Origin of the sequence: Nonomuraea sp. B1E8 (genome assembly GCF_039871515.1) — a bacterium.
Taxonomy (GTDB): domain Bacteria; phylum Actinomycetota; class Actinomycetes; order Streptosporangiales; family Streptosporangiaceae; genus Nonomuraea.
The window spans coordinates 414,942-438,731 of sequence record NZ_JBDPLS010000004.1 but is presented as its reverse complement, the minus strand read 5'-3'; the positions used below and the strand labels follow the sequence as shown (position 1 = coordinate 438,731).

Genomic DNA, 23,790 nt, shown 5'->3' with positions numbered 1-23,790 from the left:
CATGGTCCTGGCATCGCAGGCGCAGCACGGCATGTGGATCACCGAGGTGTTGCACGGCACCGGAACGGCCTACCACATGCCGTTCGCCCTCTGGTTCGACGGACCGCTCGACCGGGAGGCGATGGTGCGGGCGTGCGAGGCGGTCGTCGACCGCCATCCGGTGCTGAGGTGCGCGTTCGAGCAGCGCGACGGCGAGCTGCACCTGGTGCCGGCCGCCGGGCGGCCGCCCGTGGCGGTCACGACCGCGCCGGATCCGGAGCACCTGCTGCGTACGGAGATCGCGCGGCCGTTCGACCTCGGGCGCGGGCCGCTGGCGCGGTTCACGCTGGCCGAGGTGGCCCGGGAACGGCACGTGCTGCTGTTCGTCGGGCACCACCTGGTGTTCGACGGCATGTCCAAGGACCTGCTGACGCGCGACCTGGCGGCCGCCTACGCAGGTGAGGCGCCGCCGCCGCTGCCCATGCCGTACGGTGCTCCGCTCGCGATCCCGCCGGAGGCCTCCGCGTACTGGCGGGCCCGCTGGCGGGACGCGTCCGAGGTGGTGATCGGCGGGACGGTCAGGGCCGTGGGGACGGCGGGCCGCGCCGAGGAGGTCCTGCTCGACCTGACCGGCGAGATGGCCGCGGCGCGGGCGGCCGGGGTCACGCGGTTCGAGGCGTTCCTCGCCGCCGTGCACGGCCTGCTGTACTCCTACGGCAACGCGGAGGTCGCGGTCGCCATCGCCATGTCCACCCGGCATGAAGGGACGCGGGACCACATCGGGTTGTTCGCCACCGAGCTGCCCGTCTACTCCGCCCCCAAGCCGGACACCACGTTCAGGGAGCTCGCCCACGCCCTCAGGGCGGAGGTACGCGAGCTGAACCGCTTCCGCGACGTCCCCGCGGCCCGCGCCGCGGGCGGGGTCAGGCCGCGGCCCGCGCTGGCGCCGGTGTCGATCAGTTTCCGGCGGCGGGCGGCGAACGTGGTCTTCCCCGGCCTGCGGACGTCGGCCGAGTGGAAGATGTCGAGCCGCACGGTCAGGAACGTGCTGCACCTGCAGGCCGTGGACGGCGACGACGGGCTCCGGCTCACCCTGCACTACAGCCCTGACCTCGTGTCCGCGCAGGACGTGGAGGCGGCAGGCGACGATCTGAGGGCCGTGCTGGCCGCCGCCGGCGCCGACCCCGACGTGCCCCTGACAGCTCTGGCGCCGGCCCGCGCGCGGCCCGCCGCCGCCCCGCCGCCGGTCGCCGCGGGCTCCGCGGGCTCCGCGGGCTCCGGCGGCCCTCCCGCGCCGGCGCGGGAGGCGGGGGCCGTGGACGGCGAACTGGTCGAGCAGGTACGGCTCATCTGGATGGAGGTCCTGCGGATCGACGACGTCGCCCCCGACGAGGACCTGTACGACCTGGGCGGCCACTCGCTCACCATCACCCAGATCAGCGCCAGGATCAGGAAACGGCTCGGCGTGGAGGTGCCGTTCGACGTGTTCCTCGACGATCCCACGGTCGCCGGGGTGGCGGCGGCGGTGAGCGAGCTGCGCGCATGATCTCCCTCGGGCAGGAGCGGCTCTGGTTCCTGCAGCGGCTCGACCCGGCCGACCCCGCCTACCGGGTGGTCGTCACGCGCCGGCTGCGCGGCCCGCTCGACGCCGGGGCGCTGACCGGCGCGTTCGCCGACGTGGCGGCCAGGCACGAGGCGCTGCGCACCAGGTTCCCCGAGGCCGACGGCCAGCCGGTCGCCGTGGTCGACCCGCCGGGTCGCGTACCCGTCGAGCTGGTCGAGCTCGCGACGCCCGAGCAGGCCGAGCGGCTGTGCGAGGAACGCGCGAACACCCCTTTCGAGCTGGGCGCCGCGCCACCCCTGCGGATCACGCTGATCCGGCTGGCCGGCGGCGACCACGTGCTCTGCGTCGTGCTGCACCACATCATCGGCGACGGCTGGTCGCTCAACGTGCTCATGGACGACCTGGCCAGGTGCTACGCCGCCCGGGCGCACGGCACGCCGGCCGCGCTGCCCGAGCTGCCGGTGACGTACGCCGGGTACGCCGACGCGCAGCGGGCCGCGGACGCCGACGTCGGCTACTGGACGGGCAAGCTCGCCGGCGCCACGCCGCTGGACCTGCCCGCCGACCGACCGCGCCCGGCCCGCCGCGGCAGCAGGGGCGGCGAGTCGCACGTCGACCTCGACCCGGCGCTGACGGGCGGGCTGCGGCGGCTGGCGCGGGCCGGGCGCTGCACGCTGTTCATGGTGCTGCTGGCCGCCTACCAGGCGCTGCTGGCCCGGCACACCGGGCAGGAGGACATCCTGGTCGGCACGCCCACCGCCGGGCGGGCCCGGCCGGAGCTGGAGCCGATGGTGGGGTTGTTCGCCTCCACGCTGGTGCTGCGGGGCGATCTTTCGGGCGATCCGCCGTTCACCGAACTGCTGCGCAGGACCCGGCGTACCGTGCTGGAGGCGATGGCGCACGGCGAGACGCCCGTCGAGCGGGTGCTGTCCGCGCTCGACATCGACCGCGACCTCAGCCGCACGCCGCTGTTCCAGACCATGTTCGGGCTGCACAACGCGGCGGTCGGCTACGGCGAGGCGGCGACGTTCGCGGGCCTGGAGAGCACGCCGTTCCCGCACGGGGTGCCGCCCGCCATGGTGGACCTGCGGGTGGACCTGTGGCCCGACGGCGACGGGCTGCGCGGCGCGTTCGTCTACAGCGCCGACCTGTTCGACCAGTCGTCCGCCGACCGGCTGGCCGCCCGTTTCCGTACGCTGCTCGCCTCGGTCGCCGGCCGCCCGGAGGCGCGGCTGTCCGAGCTCGACGTGCTGCCGTCCGGGGAGCGCGAGCTGGTCGCCACGACCTGGAACGGCACCGCGCTCGCCGTGCCCGGCGGCACCGTGGTGGACCTCTTCCTGCGGCAGGCGCGGGCGCGGCCGGACGCGGTGGCCGTCGAGTGCGACGGGGAGCGCGAGGAAGAACACGACGGGGAACACGACGGGGAACACGACGGGGAACACGGCGGGGAACACGACGACGGGCGCGCGAGGCAACACGGCGGGGGGCGTGGCGGGGAACGGCGCACGTACGCCGAAGTGGCGGCGCGGGCGCGGGCGGTCGCCGGGGAGTTGCGGGCGTGCGGGGCCGGGCCGGGGTCGGTGGTGGCGGTGTGCCTGCCCCGCACCGCCGACCTGCCGGGGACGCTCCTCGGCGTCATGCTGGCCGGGGCCGCCTACCTGCCGGTGGACCCGGCGCTGCCGGCGGCGCGGGTCGCCGGGATGGTGGATCGGGCGGGGGTACGCGTGGCGCTCGCCGGCCCGTCGGCCCCCCTCCCCGAGCACATCAGGACGCTGCCCCTCTCCGCTCCGGCCGAGACGATGCCGGGCGGCGGAGCGCCGGAGGCCGGTCCCGGGCCTGGAGCGGCCGCCTACGTGCTGCACACGTCGGGGTCCACCGGGGTGCCGAAGGGGGTGGCCGTGCCGCACTCCGCGCTGGTCAACCTGCTGGCCGGGATGGCGGATCTGCTCGGATCCGGCCCGGGGGACGCGTGGCTGGGCAGCACGTCGCTGTCGTTCGACATCGCGGGGCTGGAGCTGTTCCTGCCGCTGGTGACGGGCGGGCGGCTGGTGCTGGCCGGCGACGCCACCGCGCGGGACGGCGTGGCGCTGGCCGGGCTGGCCGCCCGATCCGGGGTGACGCACGTGCAGGCGACGCCGTCCGGGTGGGGCATGCTGCTGGCCGGCGGGCTGGACCCGGCCGGTCTGGTCGCGCTGGCCGGAGGCGAGGCGCTGCCGCTCGCGCTGGCCAGAAGGCTGCGGCGGCGGGCGCGGCGGCTGTTCAACATGTACGGGCCGACGGAGACCACGATCTGGTCGACCGCCTGGGAGGTGCCCGAGTCGCCCGAGCGGGTCAGCATCGGCAGGCCCCTGGCCAACACGACCGTCCAGGTCCTCGACCGGTGGGGGTCGCCGGCGCCGGTCGGCGTGCCGGGAGAGCTCGTCATCGGCGGCGCGGGGGTCGCCCTCGGCTACCTGCGCGGGCCCGGGGAGCCGCCGGAGCCGTTCGAGGGCGGCCGGTACCGGACGGGCGACCGGGTCCGGTGGCTCGGCGACGGCACCCTCGAGTTCCTCGGGCGGGACGACGGCCAGGTCAAGGTGCGGGGCCACCGCGTCGAACCCGGCGAGATCGAGGCCACGCTGCTGCGGCATCCGCGGGTGCGCGAGGCCGCCGTGGTGGCGCGGGACGACGTGCTCGTGGCCTACGTGGCGCCCGGCGCTCCCGGCGACCTGCTGGACCGGGCGGCGGAGTGGTTGCCGGCGTACATGGTGCCTTCGGCGGTCGTGGCGCTGGACGCGCTGCCGCTGACCCCGAACGGCAAGGTGGACCGGCAGGCGCTGCCCGCGCCGTCGCGTCCCGCGGCGGGGCGGGGCGGGCGGCCGGCCACCGCCAGGGAACGGCAGGTGGCGCGGATCTTCGCCGAGGTGCTCGGCACCGGCGACCTCGGCGCCGGCGACGACTTCTTCGCGCTCGGCGGCCACTCGCTGCTGGCGACCCGGGTCATCGCCCGGCTGGCGGACGCGGGCACGCCCGCGCCGCTGCGGGCGCTGTTCGCGCACCCGACCGTGGCCGGGTTCGCCGCGACGCTCGACGATCAGGGGGACACGCCGGGCAGGCCGCTGCTGCCCCGCCCCGCGGGCACGCTGCCGCCGCTCTCCCCCGCCCAGGAACGCCTGTGGTTCCTGCACCGGCTCGACCCCGGCGACGCCTCGTACAACATGTACGTCGTGCGCAGGCTCCAGGGCCCGCTCCACGAGGAGGCGCTGCGGCGGGCGCTGACCGGGCTGGTCGCCAGGCACGAGTCGCTGCGCACCCGCTTCCCCGAGGTGGACGGCCGGCCGGTGGCCGTCGTCGAGCGCCCCTCGCCCGTCCGCGTCGAACGGCTCGACGCCCGCGACGAGGACGAGGCCCGGGCGCTGGTCGCCGCCCGCACCAACGCGCCGCTGGATCTCGGTGCGGCGCCGCCGCTGCGCGTCTCCCTGATCCGGCTCGGCCCCGCCGACCACGTGCTGTGCGTGGTGCTCCACCACATTGTCGCGGACGGCTGGTCGATCACCGTCCTCCTGGACGACCTCGCCGCCCTGTACGAAACGGCCCGGTACGAAACGGCCCGGTACGAAGCCGCCCGGTGCGAAACGGCCCCGCACGAAACGGCCCCACGTGAAGCGGCGCAGGACACCGTCGCGTCCGGCTCGCCGGGGCTGCCCGCCCTGGCCGTGCAGCACGGGGACGTGGCCCTCTGGCAGCGGGAGCAGGACACCGGGGAGGCGCTGGCGTACTGGCGGGCCCAGCTCGCCGACCCGCCGGCGCTGGACCTGCCCACCGACCGGCCGCACGGCGCGGAGCCCTTGCGCGGCGGCGTCCACCTGCTGGACGTGCCCGGCGATCTGCTGGCCGAGCTGGAAGCGACGGCGCGCCGGCATCAGGTCACGTTGTTCATGGTGCTGCTGGCCGCGTACCAGCTCCTGCTGTGCCGGCACACCGGGCAGGACGACGTGCTGGTGGGCTCGCCCGCGGCGGGGCGGAACCGGGTGGAGCTGGAGCCGCTCGTCGGTTACCTCAGCACCACGCTGGTGCTGAGGGGCGACCTGTCGGGCGACCCGACGCTGGAGGAGCTGCTGGCCCGCACGCGCGGCACGGTTCTGGACGCGATGGCGCACCAGGACGTGCCCTTCGAGCAGCTGCTGGCGGAGCTGGACGTGGAGCGGGACGTCACCAGGAAGCCGATGTTCCAGACCATGTTCGCGCTGAACGGCCAGACGGCCGGCCTCGCCGGTCGCGACGGGGCGCGGGACCGGCTGGGCGACCTGCGGATGTCGTTCTTCGACGACGGGTACCGGCAGGCGAAGTTCGACCTGACGGTGGAGGCGTGGCGGGCGCCCGGGCGGTTGCGGGTGGCGTTCGGGTACGACGCCGGGCTGTTCGACGCGGAGACGGTGGCCGTGCTGGCGGCGCGGTTCGAGGTGCTGCTGCGCGGGGTGGCCGACGCCCGCAACCGGCACGCGCCGCTGTCACGCCTGCCGGTGCTCACGGCCGCCGACGAGGCGCTGATCGAGACGGCGAGCCGCCCTCCGCCCGGCTGGGCGGCCGCGGGCGGGGACGGCCCCGATCCCGCGGCCCTGGTGCCGGAGTTGATCGCGCAGGCGGTGGCGGCGTACCCGGACCGGGTGGCCGTGAGCTGCGGCCAGGACGCCGTCACGTACGCCGGCCTGGAACGGCGCGTGGCCCGGCTGGCCGGGAAGCTGGCCAGGAAACTGGCCGGGGAACCGGCCGGGGAACCGGCGGGGCGGGGCGCGACAGGCGTGGTGGGGCTGCGGATGGCCGGCGGCTCGGTCGACGCGGTCGTGGCCATGCTGGCGATCTGGCGGGCCGGCGCCGCCTACCTCCCGCTGGATCCCGCCTACCCGGAGGAGCGGCTGCGCGCCATGGCCTCCGTGGCGTCCCTCGTCGTCACGGACGGCCTCGTCATCGAGGACGGCCCGGCGCGAGGACCCCACGCCGGGCCGGAGGGGGAAGCGGTAGCCTACGGACCCTCCGGCGGGGCGGCGCACGAACGCTGCGGCGGGGCCGCGTACGTCCTCCACACCTCGGGATCGACCGGCGCGCCGAAGGGTGTCGTGGTCGAGCACGCCGGGCTGGCCGAGCGGATCCGGTGGATGCGGGCCGTCTACGGCCTGGGTCCCGGTGACCGCGTCGTCCAGCTGGCCGCGCTCGGCTTCGACACCCACGCGGAGGAGATCTACCCGGCGCTGGCGGCGGGCGCCACGGTCGAGCTGCTGCCCGGTGGCGGCACCGCCCTGCCGGAGCTGCTCGCCAGGCGGCCCGACGTCACCGTGCTCGACCTGCCGACCGCCTACTTCCACCACCTGGTGAGCATGGTCGACGAGGTGGCCTGGCCCGAACGGCTGCGCCTGGTGATCCTCGGCGGCGAGCAGGTGCGGGCCGGGGCGGTGGAGCGCTGGCGCGAGCGGTTCGGGGACCGGGTCCGGCTGGTCAACACGTACGGGCCGACCGAGACGACGATCATCGCCACGGCCGCCGAGTTGCGCGGCGGCGACCCGCGCCCGCCCATCGGCCGCCCGGTCCGCGCGACCACGGTCAGGGTGCTCGACGCGTACGGAAGCCCGGTGCCTCCGGGCGCGCCGGGCGAGCTGCACGTCGGCGGGCCCGGCGTGGCCCGCGGCTACCTCGGAGGGGACGACCCGCGTTTCGCCGCCGGGCCGGGCGGCCGCGTCTTCAGGACCGGCGACCGGGTGCGCCTGCGGCGGGACGGGCAGCTGGAGTTCCTCGGGCGGCTGGACGACCAGGTGAAGGTACGCGGGTTCCGGATCGAGCCGGGCGAGATCGAGCACTGCCTCCTCGGGCATCCGGACGTGCGCCAGGCCGCGGTGCTCGCCAGGGACGGCGACCTCATCGCCTACATCGTCCCCGGCGAGTCCGGCACGTCCGGCGGGTCCGCGCCCGCGCCCGAGCCCGCCGCGTACGTCGCCCGCAGGCTTCCCCCGCACCTCGTCCCCACCCACTGGGTCGTGCTGGACGCCCTCCCCCTCACCCGCAACGGCAAGCTGGACCGGCGCGCGCTGCCCCTGCCGGGGCCCGCCGAGGGCGGCGACGTGCCGCCGCGCACCGACGCGGAGGAGCTGGTCGCGGACGTGTGGGCGGAGGTGCTCGGCGCCGGCAAGATCGGCGCTTTCGACGACTTCTTCGCGCTCGGCGGCCACTCGCTGCTCGCGATCAGGGTGGCCGCCGGGCTGCGCGCCCTGGCGGGCGTGGACCTGCCGATCCGCACCCTGTTCGACCGCCGTACCGTGGCCGCGCTGGCGGTCGCCGTCGAGGAGGCGCTGGCCGCCGAGGTGGCGGTGCTGTCCGACGAGCAGGCGAGGAGCCTGCTGGATCGGGAGGGCCCATGACGGAACTGAGCGAGGCGCAGCGGGCGCTGCTGACCCAGCGGCTGCGCAGGCGCCGCCCGGCGGCCGGGCCGTCGGTCCCCGCGCTGCCGCCCGGGCAGGCGCCGCCGCTGTCGTACGCGCAGGAGCGGCTGTGGTTCATGGAGCAGTACGCCCCCGGCAGCCCGGCGCACACCATCCCCCTGGTGCGGCGGGTGCGCGGCCCGCTCACCGCGGACGCGCTGGAGGCGGCGCTGGAGCGGATCGTGTCCCGGCACCAGCCGCTGCGCACGACGTTCCCCACGGGCCCTGACGGGCAGCCGTCCGTGCTGGTCGCGCGGGAGGCGGCGGTGCCCCTGACCGTCGCGGACGCGGAGTCGGCCGAGGCCGCCAGGGAACTGGTGGGCCCGTTCCTGGCCGAGCCGTTCGACCTGGCGTCGGGGCCGGTCATCAGGGTGCTGCTGGTGCGGCTGGCCGCCGGCGACCACGTGCTGGCCATCGCCGTGCACCACATCGCGGCCGACGGCTGGTCGGCGAACGTGCTGCTGCGCGAGATCGTGGCGCTCTGCGGCGGGGAGCCGGTGCCCGACCTGCCCGTGAGCTACGGCGACTTCGCCGCCTGGCAGCGGGACCGGCCGGGCGGCGACGTGGAGTTCTGGCGGGAGCGGCTGGCCGGGCTGGAGCCGCTGGAGCTGCCCACGGACGCGCCGCGCCCTCCCGAACCGACCCACGCGGGCGCGGCGCACCACTTCTCCGTCGGCGCGGAGCTGGCCGGGCGGCTCGACCGGGTGGGACGCGAGCACGGCGCCACACCGTACATGGTGTTGCTGGCGGCGTTCGCGGTGCTGCTCGGCCGGTACGCGGGCCAGCGGGACGTGACGATCGGCTCACCCGTCGCCGGCCGGATGGTGCCGGAGCTGGAGGGGCTGGTCGGGTGCTTCGTCAACATGCTGGCGATGCGGGTGGACCTGTCGGGCGAGCCGACGTTCGCGGAGCTGCTGCGCCGGGTGCGCGACACGGCCACGGACGCGTACACGCACCAGGAGGTGCCGTTCGAGCGGCTGGTGTCGGAGCTGAACGTGGCGCGGGAGCCGTCGCGCTCGCCGATGTTCCAGGTGATCCTCGCCATGCAGAACTACGGCGGCGAGCCGGAGGCGGGGGCGCTGGCGCTGGAGGGGTTCGAGCCGGGGCGCTGGGCCACCCGGTTCGACCTGGAGCTCTACACCGGAGGCGACGGGTCGTTCCTGTTCGTCTACAACACCGCGCTGTTCTCGGCCTGGCGGGTGGAGCGCATGGCGGGGCACCTGGCCACGCTGCTGGCTCAGGTGGCGGACGCCCCGGAGACTCCGGTGGCGGAGCTCGACCTGCTGACGGCCGCCGAACAGGAGGAGCGGCGACGCTGGAACGACACCGCCGCCGACCTGGGCCCGCCCGGGCTGCTGACGGACCCGGTCCGTGACGGCGACGCCGTCGCCGTGGTCCATCCGGGCGGCGCGCTGACCTACGCCGAGCTGCTCGGGCGGGCCCGCGCGCTGGCCGCCGAGCTGGTGAGCGCCGGCGCCGGCCCCGGGCGGCTCGTGGCGGTGGTCATGGAGCGCGGCTGGGAGCAGGTCGCCGCCGTCCTGGCGATCAACCTGGCCGGGGCCGCGTACCTGCCGGTCGACGCCGACCTGCCCGACCAGCGGCGATTCGAGCTCATCGAGCGCGGCGGGTGCGAGATCGCCGTCACCCAGCCGTGGCTCGGCCTCGCCTGGCCGGCCGGCCTGACCCGCCTCACCGTCCCGGACGCCCCCGGTGGTCCGCTGGAGAACCCCGCCACACCCGGCGACCTCGCGTACGTGATCTTCACCTCGGGTTCGACCGGCACCCCCAAGGGCGTGGTGATCGAGCACCGGGCCGCCGTCAACACCGTGCGCGACCTCAACCGCCGCTACCGGATCGGCCCCGCGGACCGGTTCCTCGCCCTGTCGGCGCTCAGCTTCGACCTGTCCGTGTACGACGTCTACGGCGCCCTCGCCGCGGGCGCCACCCTCGTGATGGGCGACCCGTCGGGCGACAAGGACCCGGCCGCCTGGGCCCGCCTGGTATCCGAGGAGCGCGTCACCGTCTGGAACTCCGTGCCCGCCCTGATGGAGCTGCTCGTCGACCACGCCGAGCACGAGGGGACCGAACTCGGCTCGCTGCGCCTGGTGCTGCTCTCGGGCGACTGGATCCCGCTGACCCTGCCGGACCGCATCCGCGCGCTCGCCCCTGACGCGGAGGTCGTCAGCCTGGGCGGCGCCACCGAGGGCTCGATCTGGTCCATCTCGTACCCGATCGGCGCGGTGGACCCGTCCTGGACGTCCATCCCGTACGGCCGCCCGCTGGCCAACCAGACCTTCCACATCCTCAGCCCCGGGCTGCGGGACGTCCCCGTGGGCGTGCCCGGCGAGCTGTACATCGGCGGCGCGGGCGTCGCCACCGGCTACTGGCGCGACCCGGACAGGACGGCCGCCTCCTTCGTCACCCTTCCGCGCACCGGCGAGCGCCTCTACCGGACCGGCGACCTGGGCCGCTATGCCGGCGACGGCACCATCGAGTTCCTCGGCAGGGCCGACGCCCAGGTCAAGATCCGCGGCTACCGGATCGAGCTCGGCGAGATCGAGACCCACCTCGCCCGTCACCCGGACGTCGCCGAGTGCGTGGTGACCACCGACGGGGAGGGCACCGCCGCGCAGCTCGTCGCGTACGTGGCCGGCGCCGGCCCCGACCCGGTGCGGCTGCGGGCGCACCTCGCCGAGACCCTGCCCGCGTACATGATCCCCACCCGTTTCGTGCCGCTCGACCGGCTGCCCCTCACGGCCAACGGGAAGGTGGACCGCCGCCGCCTGCCCGCGCCGTCCGCGGCCCCCGGGGCGGACGGCACGCGCGCCGAGCCGGGCACCGGCACCGAGCGCCTGGTGCACGCCGTCTGGGCGGACGTGCTCGGCGGCGCGGACTTCGGCATCGACGACGACTTCTTCGACGCCGGCGGGCACTCGCTGCTCGCCATCAAGGTCGTGGCGCGGTTACGCAGGGAGCTGCCGCAGGGGTCGGCGCCGGTCGCCGTGGTGGACCTGTTCAAGCACCCGACGGTCAGGGAGCTGGCCGCCCACGCCGACGGCGCAGCCACCGGGCCGCGCCCCCTCCTGCACGAGCTGACGCCGCGCCGGGCCGGGCCCGCCGACCTCACGTACGTGTGCGTCCCGTACGGCGGGGGCGCGGCGGTGGCGTACCAGCCGCTGGCCGACGCCCTGCCGGCGACGCACGCGTTGTGGGCGGTGTCCATCCCCGGGCACGACGTGGGCCTGGACGAGGACCCGCAGCCCCTGGAGGAGGTGGCGGAGCGCTGCGTGGCGGAGATCCTGCGGAACGTACGGGGACCGCTGGCCCTGTACGGTCACTGCGGGGTCGGGTCGGCGCTGACCGTGGCCATCGCGCGGCGGCTGGAGGCGGCCGGGCGGTCGCTCGAAGCGGTGTACATCGGGGCGATCTTCCCGTTCGCCCGGCCGGGGAACCGGGTGCTGGCGGCCCTGTCGCGGCTGGCCAGGCGCGAGTACATGCGCAGCGACCGCAGCTACGCCAACTGGCTGACGTCGATGGGGCTCGACATGAGCGACCTCGACCCGGGCCAGGCGCGGCACATCATCAGGAACATGCGCGAGGACACGGAGGCGGCCGAGGAGTATTTCACCGGGCTGTTCCGGAGCTCCGTGACGCCGCTGCGGGCGCCGGTCATCAGCGTGGCGGGTGAGCGGGACCCGGCGACCGAGTACTTCGAGGAACGGTTCAGGGAGTGGCATTTCCTGACGCCGGTGGCGGCCGTGGTGGAGCTGGACGAGGCTGGCCACTTTTTCCTGAAATATCGGGCGGAAGAGCTCGCCGAGATCGTCACCGGCGTCCACGGGGCCGTGGCCTCGGGAGGCGAGGCGTCAGGACCGAACTGGCGCCTGCGCGAGGTGTCCAGGACGGACCCCGGCCACCGGCCCGCGGCCCGCGAGCGGGCCAGTGGGCGGGCCGGCGGCGCAGGCGGGCGGGCGGTGGCGCCGGAGCCGAGCATGCGGCGCTTCCTCGGCGTCGTGAGCGGGCAGCTCATCTCGATCATGGGGTCGGCCCTGACCGAGTTCGCCATCCCCATCTGGATCTACCTGACGACGGGCTCGCTCGCCCAGTTCGCCCTGCTCGCCGTCATCGGCCTGGTGCCGGGGATGCTGGTGGCGCCGCTGGCGGGAGCCGTGGTCGACAGGAACGACCGCCGCACCGTCATGCTCGCCGGCGACTACGCGGCCATGGGCACCCAGCTCATGCTGGGCGTCCTGCTCTGGACGGGCAACCTGCAGACCTGGCACGTCTACCCGCTGCTGGCGGTGTTGTCCGTGGCGCTCACCTTCCAGCGCCTCGCGTACAGCTCCGCCATCCCGCAGCTCGTCCCCAAGCGCCACCTCGGCCACGCGAACGGCATCGTGCAGATGGCCGGGGGCATGACGCAGCTGCTCGTGCCGCTGGCCGCCGTCGGGCTGATGGCCGTCATCGGGCTGGAGGGCATCCTGATCCTGGACGTGGCGGGGTACGCGTTCGCGATCGTGGTGACGTCGCTGGTGCGCTTCCCCGCGCGGCTGGCGTGGCGGCGCAAGGAGCCGGTCGTGGCCGAGCTGGTCGCCGGGTTCCGCTACTCCTGGGGCCACCACGGTTTCCGGCGGATGTTGCTGTTCTTCGCGGCGCTGAACATCTTCCTGTCGCCGCTCTTCCTCATGCTCTCGCCGCTGGTGCTCTCATTCGCCGAACTGCGGGACGTGGGGCGCATCTCCTTCCTGTCGGGGCTCGGGGTGCTGATCGGCGGCCTGGCCATGACGGTCTGGGGCGGGCCGGGGCGGCACCGGATGCGGGCGGTGCTCTGGTGCACGCTCGCGCTGGCGGCGTTCTGCCTCGTCACGGGGTTGCGCGCGGATCTCGTGACGATCGGCGTCGGCGCGTTCGGGATGTCGTTGTGGCTGACGCTGCTCAACGGCATCTACGCCACGATCGTGCAGGTGAAGGTGCCGCAGCGGTTCCACGGCCGGGTGTTCGCGCTGAACACGCTGATCGCCTGGTCGACGCTGCCGCTCGGGTTCGGGCTCGTGGCGCCGTACGGGGCGGCCGTGTTCGACCCGTTGGTGGCCCCGGACGGGCCGCTCGCGTCCACGGCCGGCGCGCTGGTCGGCACCGGGGAGGGCCGCGGCGTCGGGCTGATGTACGTGCTGTTCGCGGTGGCGATGGCGGTGCTGGCGCTGGCCGCGCTGCGCTCCCGGCTGCCGTCGCTGGTCGACGACGGCGCCGACGCCCTGCCCGACGACCTGGTGGGCCTACAGGCCCTCGGCCGGCGTCCCCTCTAACGTCTCCCGCAGCGCCTGGAGGAACAGCACGGCGTCCCTGCCGTTGATCAGCCGGTGGTCGTACGCGAGGCCGACCACGGCCACCGTACGCCCTCCCTCCGGCTGCGGGGAGGTGAGGGCGACGGCGCACGCCTGGCCGGGGAAGACGATCGGCACGGCCATGACGATGCCGGCGTCGTGGTGCAGGGTGACGACGATGTTGCCGCCCGCGAGCTGCTCCTCCCTGAACCCGCCGCGCTGCGCCAGCCTGCGGTACGCGCCCAGCTCCCCGGCGATCTCGGTCACGGACTTCGTGTCCGCGTCCCGGATGACGGGCACGTACAGGCCGGTGCCGAGATCGATCGTGACGCCCACGTGCGGCGCGTCCGGGACCCTCGCGGTGCCCTCGTCCACGAGGGTGGCGAAGAACAGCGGGAAGTCGTGGTGCAGGCGGGCGACGGCGGAGATGAGCAGGTCGGGCAGGCCGACCAGCATGCGCAGCCGCCGGGTGAGGTCGCGCGCCGCGGCGGCGGCCTCCCCCACGTCCACCTTGACGGCGGCGAACGCGGCGGGGACGGTCCGGTGCGAAAGGCTCACGGTCCTGCCCACGGCGCGCTGGTTCCCGCTCAACGCCCGCAAGCTCCCACCGCCGGTCACGGGCGTGCCCCGATCGGCGGTCACCGGTCCGGGCTCGCTGCCGTCGGGACCACCTGCACGGCGTGCCGGGATCGCGTGCGGGCCCGCGGCGGCCAGGCGTTCGACGTCGGCGCGGCGCACCACCTTCACCGGGAGCGCGCGTACCCGCTCCGGGTCGACGCCCAGCTCGTCGATGAGCGCCTGGGCGGGCGCGGTGACCAACGGCCCGTCACCGGTCCCCGCCCCCGTCGGCGCGGCCATGGGGGCGGCGGAGGCGGGCGGGTGGCGGGAAGGCGGGCCGGCGGGTGCGTCCGGGGCGGTGACGCGGGCGATGGGGTCGCCGGGGGCGATGTCGCGGCCCGCCGGCGCCAGGTGGGTCAGCACGCCGTCGTGCTCGCTGGCCAGCTCCTCGACCGTCTTCGACGTCTCCACCTCCGCCACCACCTCGCCCGCGCGCACCGCCGCCCCGTCCGGTGCCAGCCAGGCGACCAGCACGTACGCCGAGTCGTTGGAGTTCAGCTTGGGCACCCGGATCTCAACCATCGAGCCCTTCCCGTACGGCGCGGCGGATCGTGCTGTCCTGCACCAGCACGTCCCTTTCCAGGTGGGCGGCCGTGGGGATGACGCTGTCGGCCGAGCTGACCAGCTTGACCGGCCGCCGGAGCCGCCCCCAGAGCCGCGTGTGCAGGTCGGCGGCGACGTGGCCGCCCCAGGTGCCGCCCGCGCTGCCGTCCTCGGCCACACAGATCAGCGGCGCCCGCCCGAGCAGGTCGAGGAGGGGCGCCGGGTCGAAGGGGTACAGGCGGGAGGGGACCAGGAGCACTCCTGCCAGGTCGTGATCGAGCAGCAGGGCTCGCATGGCCGCCAGCGCCCGGTGGGCCAGCCCGCCGGGGACGATGACGACGTAGTCGAGGTCGCCGGGAGGGATCTCCGGAGCACCGGAGAGCGGCGCGGAACCGGGACCGGTCGCGGCCGGCACGGAACCAGTGCCGGGGCCGGTCGCGGGCGGCGCGGAGCCGGATCCGGTCGCGGCCGGGTCGAGGCGCACCACCGCCACATCGCCCACGAGATCCCATCGGAACAGCTCCTCCGCCAGTCCAGGCGGGTACATGCGCCGCGTGTAGAGCACCTTGTCCTCGAAGAGCAGGCACGGCTCCCCCAGCGCGAGCATGCGGTCGAGGACGGCCCGGTTGTCGTGGAACGGCGACATCTCGAACAGCGACAGGCCGGGGATGCCGATGAAGTGCTTCTGCGGGCTCTGGCTGTGCGTGGGGCCGTACCCGCGGTGGCCTCCGGAGGGACAGCGGATCACCAGCGGCATGGGGACGCGGGCGCCGTACATGGTGACGGACTTGCTGGCGAAGTTGAGGATCTGGTCGAAGGCGAGCGCGGCGAAGTCGGCGAACATGATCTCGGCGATCGCCTTGCCGCCCGCGAGGGCCAGCCCGGAGGCCGCCCCGACGATGGTGCCCTCGCTGAGCGGGGTGGTCAGTACGCGGTCGGGGAACCGGGTCGACAGGCCCTTGGTGATCTTGAAGGCGCCGCCGTAGGGGTCGAGCAGGTCCTCGCCGAGGACGTACACGGAGGGGTCGTCCTCCAGAAGGCCGTGCAGGGCGCGGTTGAGGTCCTCGCCCACCCGGGCGCCGCCCCGGTCCGCGACCGGCGGGACGGCGGGCCCCGGACGCCCGGCGGGCTCCCCCGGGCTCACGCCGCCGTCCAGGCCGCCGGTGGGCGGGCGGCCACCTCGGCGGCGACCTCGTCGACGCGGGCGCGGGCCTCGGCTTCGATCCTGGCCGCCTGGGCGGGGTGGGCGGCCCGGTAGGCGGCGTACCAGTCGGTGCGGGGGAAGCCGGGCGGGCGGGTGTCGTCGCCCTTACTGTGGGGGCCGAGGCGGTGGGTGGCGAACTCGACGACCAGAGGGCGGGGGTCGGCGCGCACGGAGTCGATCAGGGGCGCCAGGCCGTCCCGGACGCGGGGGATGTCGAACAGGTCCACGCGGTGGTGACCGATGCCGAACGCCCGCGCCCGGCCCTCGATCGTCCCCGCCATCTGGAGGGCCGTGGGCGTGGACTGGGCGATGCCGTTGTGCTCGACCACGACGAGCAGCGGCAGGCGCCACAGTTGCGCCAGGTTCAGGGCCTCGTACACGGAGCCCTCGCCCCACGTGCCGTCGCCGATGTACACGCACGCCAGCGCGCCCGGCTCGTGCCGCTTCAGCCGCAGCGCCACCCCCGCGGCGACCGGCAGGCTCTGGCCCTGCACCCCGGTCGACAGGTAACGGTCCCGCCGCAGGTGCTGGCTGCCGCCGACGCCCTCGCAGACCGCGCCCTTCCTGCCCATGATCTCGGCGAGCAGCCCTTCGGGGTCGCCGAACCTGGCCAGGTAGTGCCCGTGCCCACGGTGGTTGCTGAACACCCAGTCGGGTTCGCGCAGGAGCGGGCGCAGGGACACGGGGACGTACTCCTGCCCCAGGCAGGTGTGGGTGGTGCCGTTGAGCTCGCCCCGCTCGAAGAGCTCGAGGAGTTTCAGCTCGAAGGACCGGATGAGGAGCAGCAGCGCCAGGTCGTCGTCAGAGAGTCTGTCCATAGGCTCCTCGAGCACCAGGAAAACCTCCTGAAAGCGTATACAACACCCGCACATCGCGTCCAGGACGGGGATGCCGGGGCCGCGCCGCGCCTTGACGACGCGGCCCGGCCCCGGCGTGGAGCGGCCTGGTCCAGAGGGGATCGGACGGGGTCAGGCGGCGGCCTTGGCGGTGGTCGCCACCGACGCCCGCTCGGTGACGCCGTTGACCGTCACGGCGACCGTCACCTTCCCCTCGCGCAGCGCCGTGAGCGTGCCCTTCGCGGGGTCGAGCACGGCGACGTGCCAGGGTTTGGCCGTCCTGCGGCTGCCGACGTGCAGGTTGGGCGAGCCCGACCACGCCACCGAGACGGGGTAGGCGGCGGGCACCGTCGTGTCGTCCTGCCTGACGGCGGCGCTCACCTCGGCGTCCGCGCCGACGGCGACGGTGGCGGGGACGGTCAGCGCGAGCTCGTCCACGTGCGGGCGCACCTGGGTGCCGATCCAGTCGGGCGCGTCGGCGAACCAGTTCCGCCTGACGTGCTCGGCCTCGGCCGGCGTGACCGGGTCGACGCCCCACAGCGACCAGCCGGTGAACCCGCCGTCCTCGGGCGCGGTGGCCGGGTTCTTGCCGGAGTTGCCGTTGATGAAGTACGGCACCGCGTCCACGTGGGCGGCGTGGAACGTCCCCACGTGCGCCCCGATGTGGGCGGCGCCCTTGCCGGTGGTGCGCTGGAAGTCGGCCAGCCAGCCCTCCACGAGCGCCGCCTCCTTCCGGTCGCCGAGCTGGCTGCCCTTGCCCGGTGTGGGGTCGCGCGGCGGGACGTGGAACAGGACGGTGACCGACCCGATCGAGGTGTCCTTCGCCGCCTTGTCCAGCTCGGACCTCAGCATGGCCACCTGCTCGAAGCCGCCGCCCCGCAGGCTCAGGCGGGAGGTGTCCAGGGTGATGAAGCGGGTGCCCTTATGGTCGAAGGTCCGGTACGTGTCGCCGAAGGCGGCCTTGAAGGTGTCGATCGCGCCGCCCATGACCTCGTGGTTACCGGGGATGTAGTAATATTTCAGCTCTCCGCCTAGTTCCTCGTCGAGGATCCGCTTGGCCAGCGCGAAGTCCTCGGGCGACGCCTCGTCCACCAGGTCCCCGTTGATGACCAGGAAGTCGGGCTTGGCCGCCTTGATCTCGCGCAGCGTGCGGCGGGCGTTCTTGACGAGGTCGCTGTCCGGCTCCCTGGCCACGAACTGCGCGTCCGACATGACCGCGAACCGCCACGGCATCGTCGCCACCTCGTCCCTGACGACCGGGTCGGCGACCTTGGCCGCGGGCGGCGCGTCGACCGGCGGCGGCACCTTGGCGACCAGGCCGTCAATCATGATCTCGTTGGTGTACCGCACGTCGGCCTTGGTCTCGGCCACGTAGAAGCGCCGCAGCCGCAGCGGGTGGTCGACGCCGGGAGGCACGGCGAACTCGACGTACTTCCAGCCGGTCCACGTCATGTACGGCCCGCGCAGGATCTGCGACTGCCCGAGCGCGTCGTAGAACTCCAGGCTCGGCCACTCCCCCTTGCCGGTGGAGTGGATCCAGAGCCCGAACGCCTGCGGCTGCCCCTCCACCACGATCTCCTTCGGCGGGCTGGCGTACGCGGCCCGGGTGGCGGTCGAGGTGCTGAAGTCGTACGACAGCTTGAGGCCGCCGCCGTCGTGACCGGGCGCGGCCGACAGCGAGCCGGTGGCGCGGGCGGCGGCGAACTTCCAGGTGGCCGCGTCCTCGAAGTCGGCGACCGGTTTCTCCTCGAACCCCACGGTGACGGGCACGGCGGTGGTGAGCTTGCCGACCCTGGCGGTGATCAGCCCCGCTCCCGAGGCCTGCTTGGCCTTGACGGTGAAGGAGCCGTGGTCGGCGGCGGTCACCTCGAAGAGGTTCCTGTCGTAGTCGAGCTTGAGGTCGGCGGGCTCGATGGGCGCGGAGTTGCCGTTGCGGTCGTAGCCGACCACGCCGAACGTGGCCACGCCGTCCGCGCCGGCGACGGCGAGCCGGTCGGCGGTGGCGCCGAGCCGCTGGAGCGGCTGCAGGACGGTCAGCTCGATGTCGCCCTTGGCGCGGCCGCGGGAGGCGGTGACGGTCGTCTGGCCGGGCACCAGGGCGTGGAACCTGCCGTCGCGGACGACGCCGTGCACGGCGGGCTCCGCTCGCCATGCGGGCTCGCCCTCGGCGGGGCCGTACGTCTCGTCGTACCCGGCGGCGGACAGGCGCCTCGTGAGGCCGGGGAAGACCCGGTCGGGGCGGCCACCGGCGACGGGCGCGACGCCGGGCGCCCTGGACGGGTCGCTCGCGGTCTCCAGCCAGAAGCCCTTCAGCTTGCCGCTGCCCTCGGGCGCGTAGAGCGCCAGGCCATTGGGGACGTGCCGCTCCCCGCCGTCGGAGGGGCTGTTCTCCACCTGGACGTCGGCGGAGCCGGGCTCGCGGGCGAGCATGGTGGAGGAGCCGCCGCCGTCGAGGTTGAGCGCGTTGGCCGCGCCCAGCTCGACCATCATGGCCGCGAGCTCGTTGAGCGTGACGCCGCGGCTGTCGGCCTGGCGGCCGTCCACGGTCAGCAGGTACATCTTCCTGCCGTCGGCCGAGAACCCGACGGCGGTGCGCGGGTGGGCGCTGGTGTCGGTGGAGTTCTGTACGGCGCCGTCCTTGACCAGCACCCAGTTGCCGCCGACGGCCGCCTTGACCGTGCTGCCGTCCGACGCCTTGGGCTGGTACTTCACGTCGATCCGGTCGCCCTGCTTCAGCCCGGACAGCGCCTCGGCGCCGGCGTCGCGGCCGAGCAGGATCGAGGTGCCCGCCGGGATCGGGCCGGTGCCCGCGGAGGTGCGCACCTCGGTGACCACGCCGTCCTTCATGACGACCTCGGCGACGGACGTGGCGCCCTCGACGGCGCGGGCCCGGTTGTAGGAGCCCCACAGCGGCGTGAACAGCCCCACGCCGCCGTCCTGCACGATCTGGTTGAACTGGGTGAGCGTGATCGGGGAGCCGCCGCCGGGCGTGGCGGTGCCCTCGAAGTACATCTTGAGCACGCGTCCGACGCCGTCGCCGGTGATCGCGACCGCGTTCTCGTGCCCGGCGACGGGCGACTGGACGAGCGTGCCGTCCTGGACGCCGATGCCCTGGGCGGCGCCGGAGTTGTTGATGTCGAAGAAGTCGCCGTTGACGGCGGCGACGGCGTGGGAGCGCCTGGCGGGGCCGGACAGCGGCTCGGTCTTGGACACCTCGCCGGAGAACACGTAGCCGGCCTTCGCTCCGCCGAGGTCCGCGGTGATCGCGTCGGCGCGCAGCCAGCCGAGCGGGTCGTAGGTGTCGAACGAGGTCAGCGAGATCCCCGGCGCGACCGGCCGGGTCCTCTTGGCCGTCTCCAGCCGCTGCCGCCCGTCGGCGGCCTTGGTGATCAGCGTGGACGGCGGCGGGTAGGACGACGCCTGGGGAGCGTCCTCCGCGGGGGGTGCGGCATCGGCCCGCGCGGGCACGCTCAGGGCCACGGGGGCTAACACGAGCGCGGCGGCGGCCAGCAATCTGAGGGTCTGCACGACCGAACTCAATCGTTCATGGATATAACTTTCAAGGCTTACGCATGAACTAAAAGAAAATTTCAGATCTTGTACGCCTCGCGCGGGGCCCACCACGATGGAACGTGTGGATCGAGAGGCCTTCTACCGCGACCCGTACCCCGTCTACGCCCGCGCCCGCGCCGCCCCGGGGCTGACCTTCGCCGGCGAGCTGGACGCCTGGCTCGTGGCCCGGCACGCGGACGTGCGCGAGGTGCTGGGCCGGCCGGCCGACTTCTCCTCCCAGGGCGCCTTCCGCGGCGACGTGACGCCGAGCCCGCGCGCGTTCGCCGAGCTGGCCGGCGCGCCCGGCAACGCCCCCGTGGTGCTCAGCTCCGACGGCGAGGCCCACCAGCGTTACCGCAGGCCGCTCACCCGCGGCCTGTCGGCCGCCCGGGTGGCCGCCGCCCGCCCGTTCATCCAGGCCACGGCGGCCGAGCTGGTCGCGTCGTTCGCGGCGGCGGGCCGGGTGGAGTGGATGGACGGCTACGCCAGGCCGCTGCCCGCCACCGTCATCGGCCACCTGCTCGGCCTCGACCCGGCCGACGTGCCCGCCGCCGTCCGGGCGGGCGACCGCGCCGAGGACCTGATCTTCACGCCCATGCCGGAGGACGAGCAGATCGCCGCCGCCCGCGAGGTGGCCGCGCTGCGGCACCTCCTGGTCGCGCACGCCGCCCGTTCGCGCGACCAGGAGAGCCTGACCGGCGAGCTGGTCCGCGGCCTGGCCCCCGGCCCCGCCGAACCGACCGACCGGCAGCGCGACGAGATCGTCTCCAACACCCAGAACCTCATGCTGGCCGGCCACCTGACCACCACCGCGCTGCTCGGCACCGCCGTGCACCGCCTGCTGCGCGACCGCCGCCAGTGGGAGCTGCTGTGCCGGCGGCCCGAGCTGATCCCGGCGGCGATCGAGGAGGCCGCCAGGTTCGAGGCGCCCGTGCAGGGCTTCCGCCGCCGGGTCACCAGGCCGCTCACGCTGGGCGGCACGGAGCTGGCCGAGGGCGACACGGTGTTCGTGTCGTTCGCCTCGGCGGGCCGGGACGAGGCCGTGTACGCGGATCAGGACGTGTTCGACATCGCCCGGGAGCCGGCGCGTCACCTGTCGTTCGGGCACGGCGTGCACGCCTGCCCCGGCGCGCTCCTGGCCCGCGAGCAACTGCGCATCACGCTGGAGCTGCTCGTACGCGAGCTGCCCGGGCTGCGCCTGGCCGAAACCGAGGTCACCATGGCGGCCACCCTGATCCACCGCGCCCCCGAGAAGCTCGTCCTGTCCTGGTGATCCGCGCCCTTACAGGGCCGTACGCTCGGGCGGCAGGCTCGGGGTGATCAACCGGGCCAGCTCGTCGTGGTAGGGCGGGTCGAGCCAGTAGCCCGAGTGCCAGCGCGCCTCGGGCAGCGGCTCGCCCGGCTCCGGCCGGAGCGGATCCCAGCAGAACCGGTCCACCGTGTTGCCGCGGTCGGGTTCGGCGGCGAGGGGGTCGACGCGGCGGAACGCGGGGCCGCCGATGGGATCGCTCAGCCGGTACAGGTTGCGCCAGGCGACCGCGTCACGCAGGACCGGCAGGCCGCGGCCGGCGAAGTACGCGGGGAAGAACGGGGCGTACAGGCGGCGCAGCGGCGACCCGTGGGTGAGCAGCCTGACCCGCCGGCGCACGTCGGGGTCGAGCTGCAGGACCAGGGCGGCCGCGATGACGCTGCCCTGGCTGTGCCCGGACAGGACGACGGTGTCCCGGTCGGTCGCGGCCAGCCTGCCGAGGCGGGCCATCAGCTCGGGGATGACGCGCTCGGTGTAGCAGGGCGGGGCGAGCGGGTGGATGGCCCTGGGCCAGAAGGTGGACACGTCCCAGACGATCCCGACGGTCCTGCGCAGCCGCGAGCTGCCGTACGTGCGGCGTCCGAGCAGCACCAGGCCGACGACGGCGGCCGCCGTGGCCCAGCTCCCGATCGAGGCGAGCAGCCCCGCGAACCCCGCCTTCGGCGTGTACAGCCGCAGCTGGTAGATCACGGCCACCACGGCGAACCCGGCCACCCCGATGCCGGTGAGCAGGCCCAGCACCAGCCCGGCCCGGTCGGTGAGCGCGGCCAGCGCCCACTTCCGCGCGACCGTGGCGCCGCCCCGCTCCCCGTAGTGCTCCTCCAGCTCGGGCGCCAGCCTGCCCGCCTCGGCGCGGCGGACCAGCCAGAGGGCGATCGCCACCCCGGCCGACGCCGCCCCCAGCAGCGGCACCAGCGCGGCCGTCCACCAGACCGGGTCGTCGATGAAGAGCCTCCTGCCGGGCGGTCCCGGGTCGGCCAGGCTGCCGGGGACGCCGAAGAACGTGGCGGTCCAGAACAGCACGCCGAGCGCCAGCACGTTCGCGCAGCCCGCGGCCACCATCAGCATGAACCACGCGGCGAGCCCGCCCATCGCCGGCCGGTCGAGCGGGTCCCGGCCGCCGCCTGGCCGGTCCATGCGGGCCAGCACCCAGGTGGCGGCCAGGATGAACGCCCCGAGCCCCAGCATGAGCGCGAACTGGACCGGCCCCGCGCCCACGCTGGGCAGCACCAGCCCCTCCATGCCCGGCGGCAGACCGGCCAGCGCCGCCCAGAACGTGGCCAGGAACACCAGCGGCGCGGCCACCCGCAGCGCATGGCACGCGACCCTGAGCCAGGTGGGCTCGCGCCCGCCGGAGTGCGGGTCCAGCCGCCGGCCGGTCCACGGCAGCACGACCAGCACGGCGGCGGCGAGCTCGACGCCCGCGTTCGCCGACGTGAGCGCCAGCCCCAGCGGGGTGGCGGCGAAGGGCGCGGCGACGGCCATCCCGATCGAGGCGATTGCGAAGGCGACGTGCACGATGCGCAACCGCCACACCGGCGCGCCGCCGTGCCACAGCCGCGCCCGCGCCAGCAGCAGCCGCTCACCGGCGGGCCCGTCCTGGGGGCCCTCGCCGGCACCACCGGGAACGCCGTCAGAACCGCCGCCGTGACCGTGGCCGGGACTGTGATCAAAACCGTGATCAGGACCGTGATCAGGACCGTGATCAGGACCGTGATCAGGACCGTGATCAGGACCGCTGCCGGAATCGCGGCCGGAAGCGCCGGCGGGGACGACCTTGCTCTCGTCGCGGCGCCAGGTGCGGCGGGCGATCCACCACAGCAGGACGACCACCAGCAGCGGCACCAGCGCGGTGACGGCCAGGCGCTTGGACGGCTCGTGCCCCCACATCTCGCCCATCCACCGCAACCAGACGGGCGCGAGCACATCGGTGCAGGCCCGTCCCGCGGCCGTGCACTGCCAGCCGACGAGGTCCACGCAGGCCCTGGTCACGGCGCCGACGAGGGTGCCGGTGAGGAGCAGGGCGAACAGCCGCTGCGCCGCCTCCGTCACGTGCCGCAGCCGGTCGCCGCCCCGCGGCCTGGGCAGCATGAAGTAGGACAGGTTCGCCAGCGAGAACGGCAGCAGGAGCAACCACAGCGCGATCGTCCGCCCGCCGGAGGTGAGGCCGCCCCACGCGTACGCCTCCCGCCGGCGGACGCCCGGCACGTCGGCCCGGTCGCCCACCGGCTGCCCCGCCGTCCACCAGCGCCGGTAGAACCCGGTGGTGCCGTCGCCCGCGACCAGCCGGGGATGGGGATGGTTGAGCATGCCCGCCGGCGGCGTGCCCGAGACACCGTGGACGCGCAGCTCCGTCACCCCGCCGCAGGTCTCGTCGAGGAATCCGTCCATGTGGACAAGGATCCTGCGACA

The 23,790-nt window shown here is 74.8% G+C and carries 9 protein-coding genes; 4 read left to right on the top strand and 5 right to left on the bottom strand.

Annotation, left to right across the window (positions count from 1 at the left end):
- Nucleotide 1: 1 nt before the first annotated feature.
- The 3 genes from ABGA98_RS16945 to ABGA98_RS16935 are packed head-to-tail and all read left to right on the top strand — an operon-like array spanning nucleotide 2 to nucleotide 13,298.
- Nucleotides 2-1,525, top strand: coding sequence for a condensation domain-containing protein (locus ABGA98_RS16945; protein ID WP_347619257.1), 1,524 nt, complete (start codon nucleotides 2-4; stop codon nucleotides 1,523-1,525).
- On the top strand, nucleotides 1,522-7,932 hold the full coding sequence (locus ABGA98_RS16940) for an amino acid adenylation domain-containing protein (RefSeq protein WP_347619256.1): 6,411 nt from the start codon (nucleotides 1,522-1,524) through the stop codon (nucleotides 7,930-7,932). The genes ABGA98_RS16945 and ABGA98_RS16940 overlap by 4 nt, the downstream gene beginning before the upstream one ends.
- A complete protein-coding gene (locus ABGA98_RS16935; protein WP_347619255.1) occupies nucleotides 7,929-13,298 on the top strand; it encodes an amino acid adenylation domain-containing protein in 5,370 nt (1,789 codons plus the stop codon). Before ABGA98_RS16940 ends, ABGA98_RS16935 begins: the two co-directional genes overlap by 4 nt.
- Here ABGA98_RS16935 and ABGA98_RS16930 read toward each other — a convergent pair.
- From ABGA98_RS16930 to ABGA98_RS16915, 4 genes are all read right to left on the bottom strand, one after another.
- On the bottom strand, nucleotides 13,269-14,456 hold the full coding sequence (locus ABGA98_RS16930; protein ID WP_347619254.1) for a 2-oxo acid dehydrogenase subunit E2: 1,188 nt from the start codon (nucleotides 14,454-14,456) through the stop codon (nucleotides 13,269-13,271). The two genes, ABGA98_RS16935 and ABGA98_RS16930, sit on opposite strands and share 30 nt — an antisense overlap.
- On the bottom strand, nucleotides 14,449-15,621 hold the full coding sequence (locus ABGA98_RS16925) for an alpha-ketoacid dehydrogenase subunit beta (protein ID WP_347619253.1): 1,173 nt from the start codon (nucleotides 15,619-15,621) through the stop codon (nucleotides 14,449-14,451). Before ABGA98_RS16925 ends, ABGA98_RS16930 begins: the two co-directional genes overlap by 8 nt.
- Nucleotides 15,618-16,499: a thiamine pyrophosphate-dependent dehydrogenase E1 component subunit alpha gene (locus ABGA98_RS16920; RefSeq protein WP_347619252.1), complete on the bottom strand. Its 882-nt coding sequence runs from the start codon at nucleotides 16,497-16,499 to the stop codon at nucleotides 15,618-15,620. The genes ABGA98_RS16925 and ABGA98_RS16920 overlap by 4 nt, the downstream gene beginning before the upstream one ends.
- Nucleotides 16,500-16,649: 150 nt before the next feature.
- On the bottom strand, nucleotides 16,650-20,045 hold the full coding sequence (locus ABGA98_RS16915) for a phosphodiester glycosidase family protein (protein ID WP_347619251.1): 3,396 nt from the start codon (nucleotides 20,043-20,045) through the stop codon (nucleotides 16,650-16,652).
- 97 nt (nucleotides 20,046-20,142) lie between these two features.
- On the opposite strand from ABGA98_RS16915, the gene ABGA98_RS16910 reads away from it, so the two are divergent.
- The gene (locus tag ABGA98_RS16910) at nucleotides 20,143-21,342 is read left to right on the top strand and encodes a cytochrome P450 (RefSeq protein WP_347619250.1); all 1,200 of its coding nucleotides are present in this window, start codon (nucleotides 20,143-20,145) and stop codon (nucleotides 21,340-21,342) included.
- Between the two features lie 9 nt (nucleotides 21,343-21,351).
- Here ABGA98_RS16910 and ABGA98_RS16905 read toward each other — a convergent pair whose 3' ends face one another.
- Complete coding sequence (locus ABGA98_RS16905; protein ID WP_347619249.1) at nucleotides 21,352-23,769, bottom strand: hypothetical protein; 2,418 nt, start codon at nucleotides 23,767-23,769, stop codon at nucleotides 21,352-21,354.
- Nucleotides 23,770-23,790: the final 21 nt, after the last annotated feature.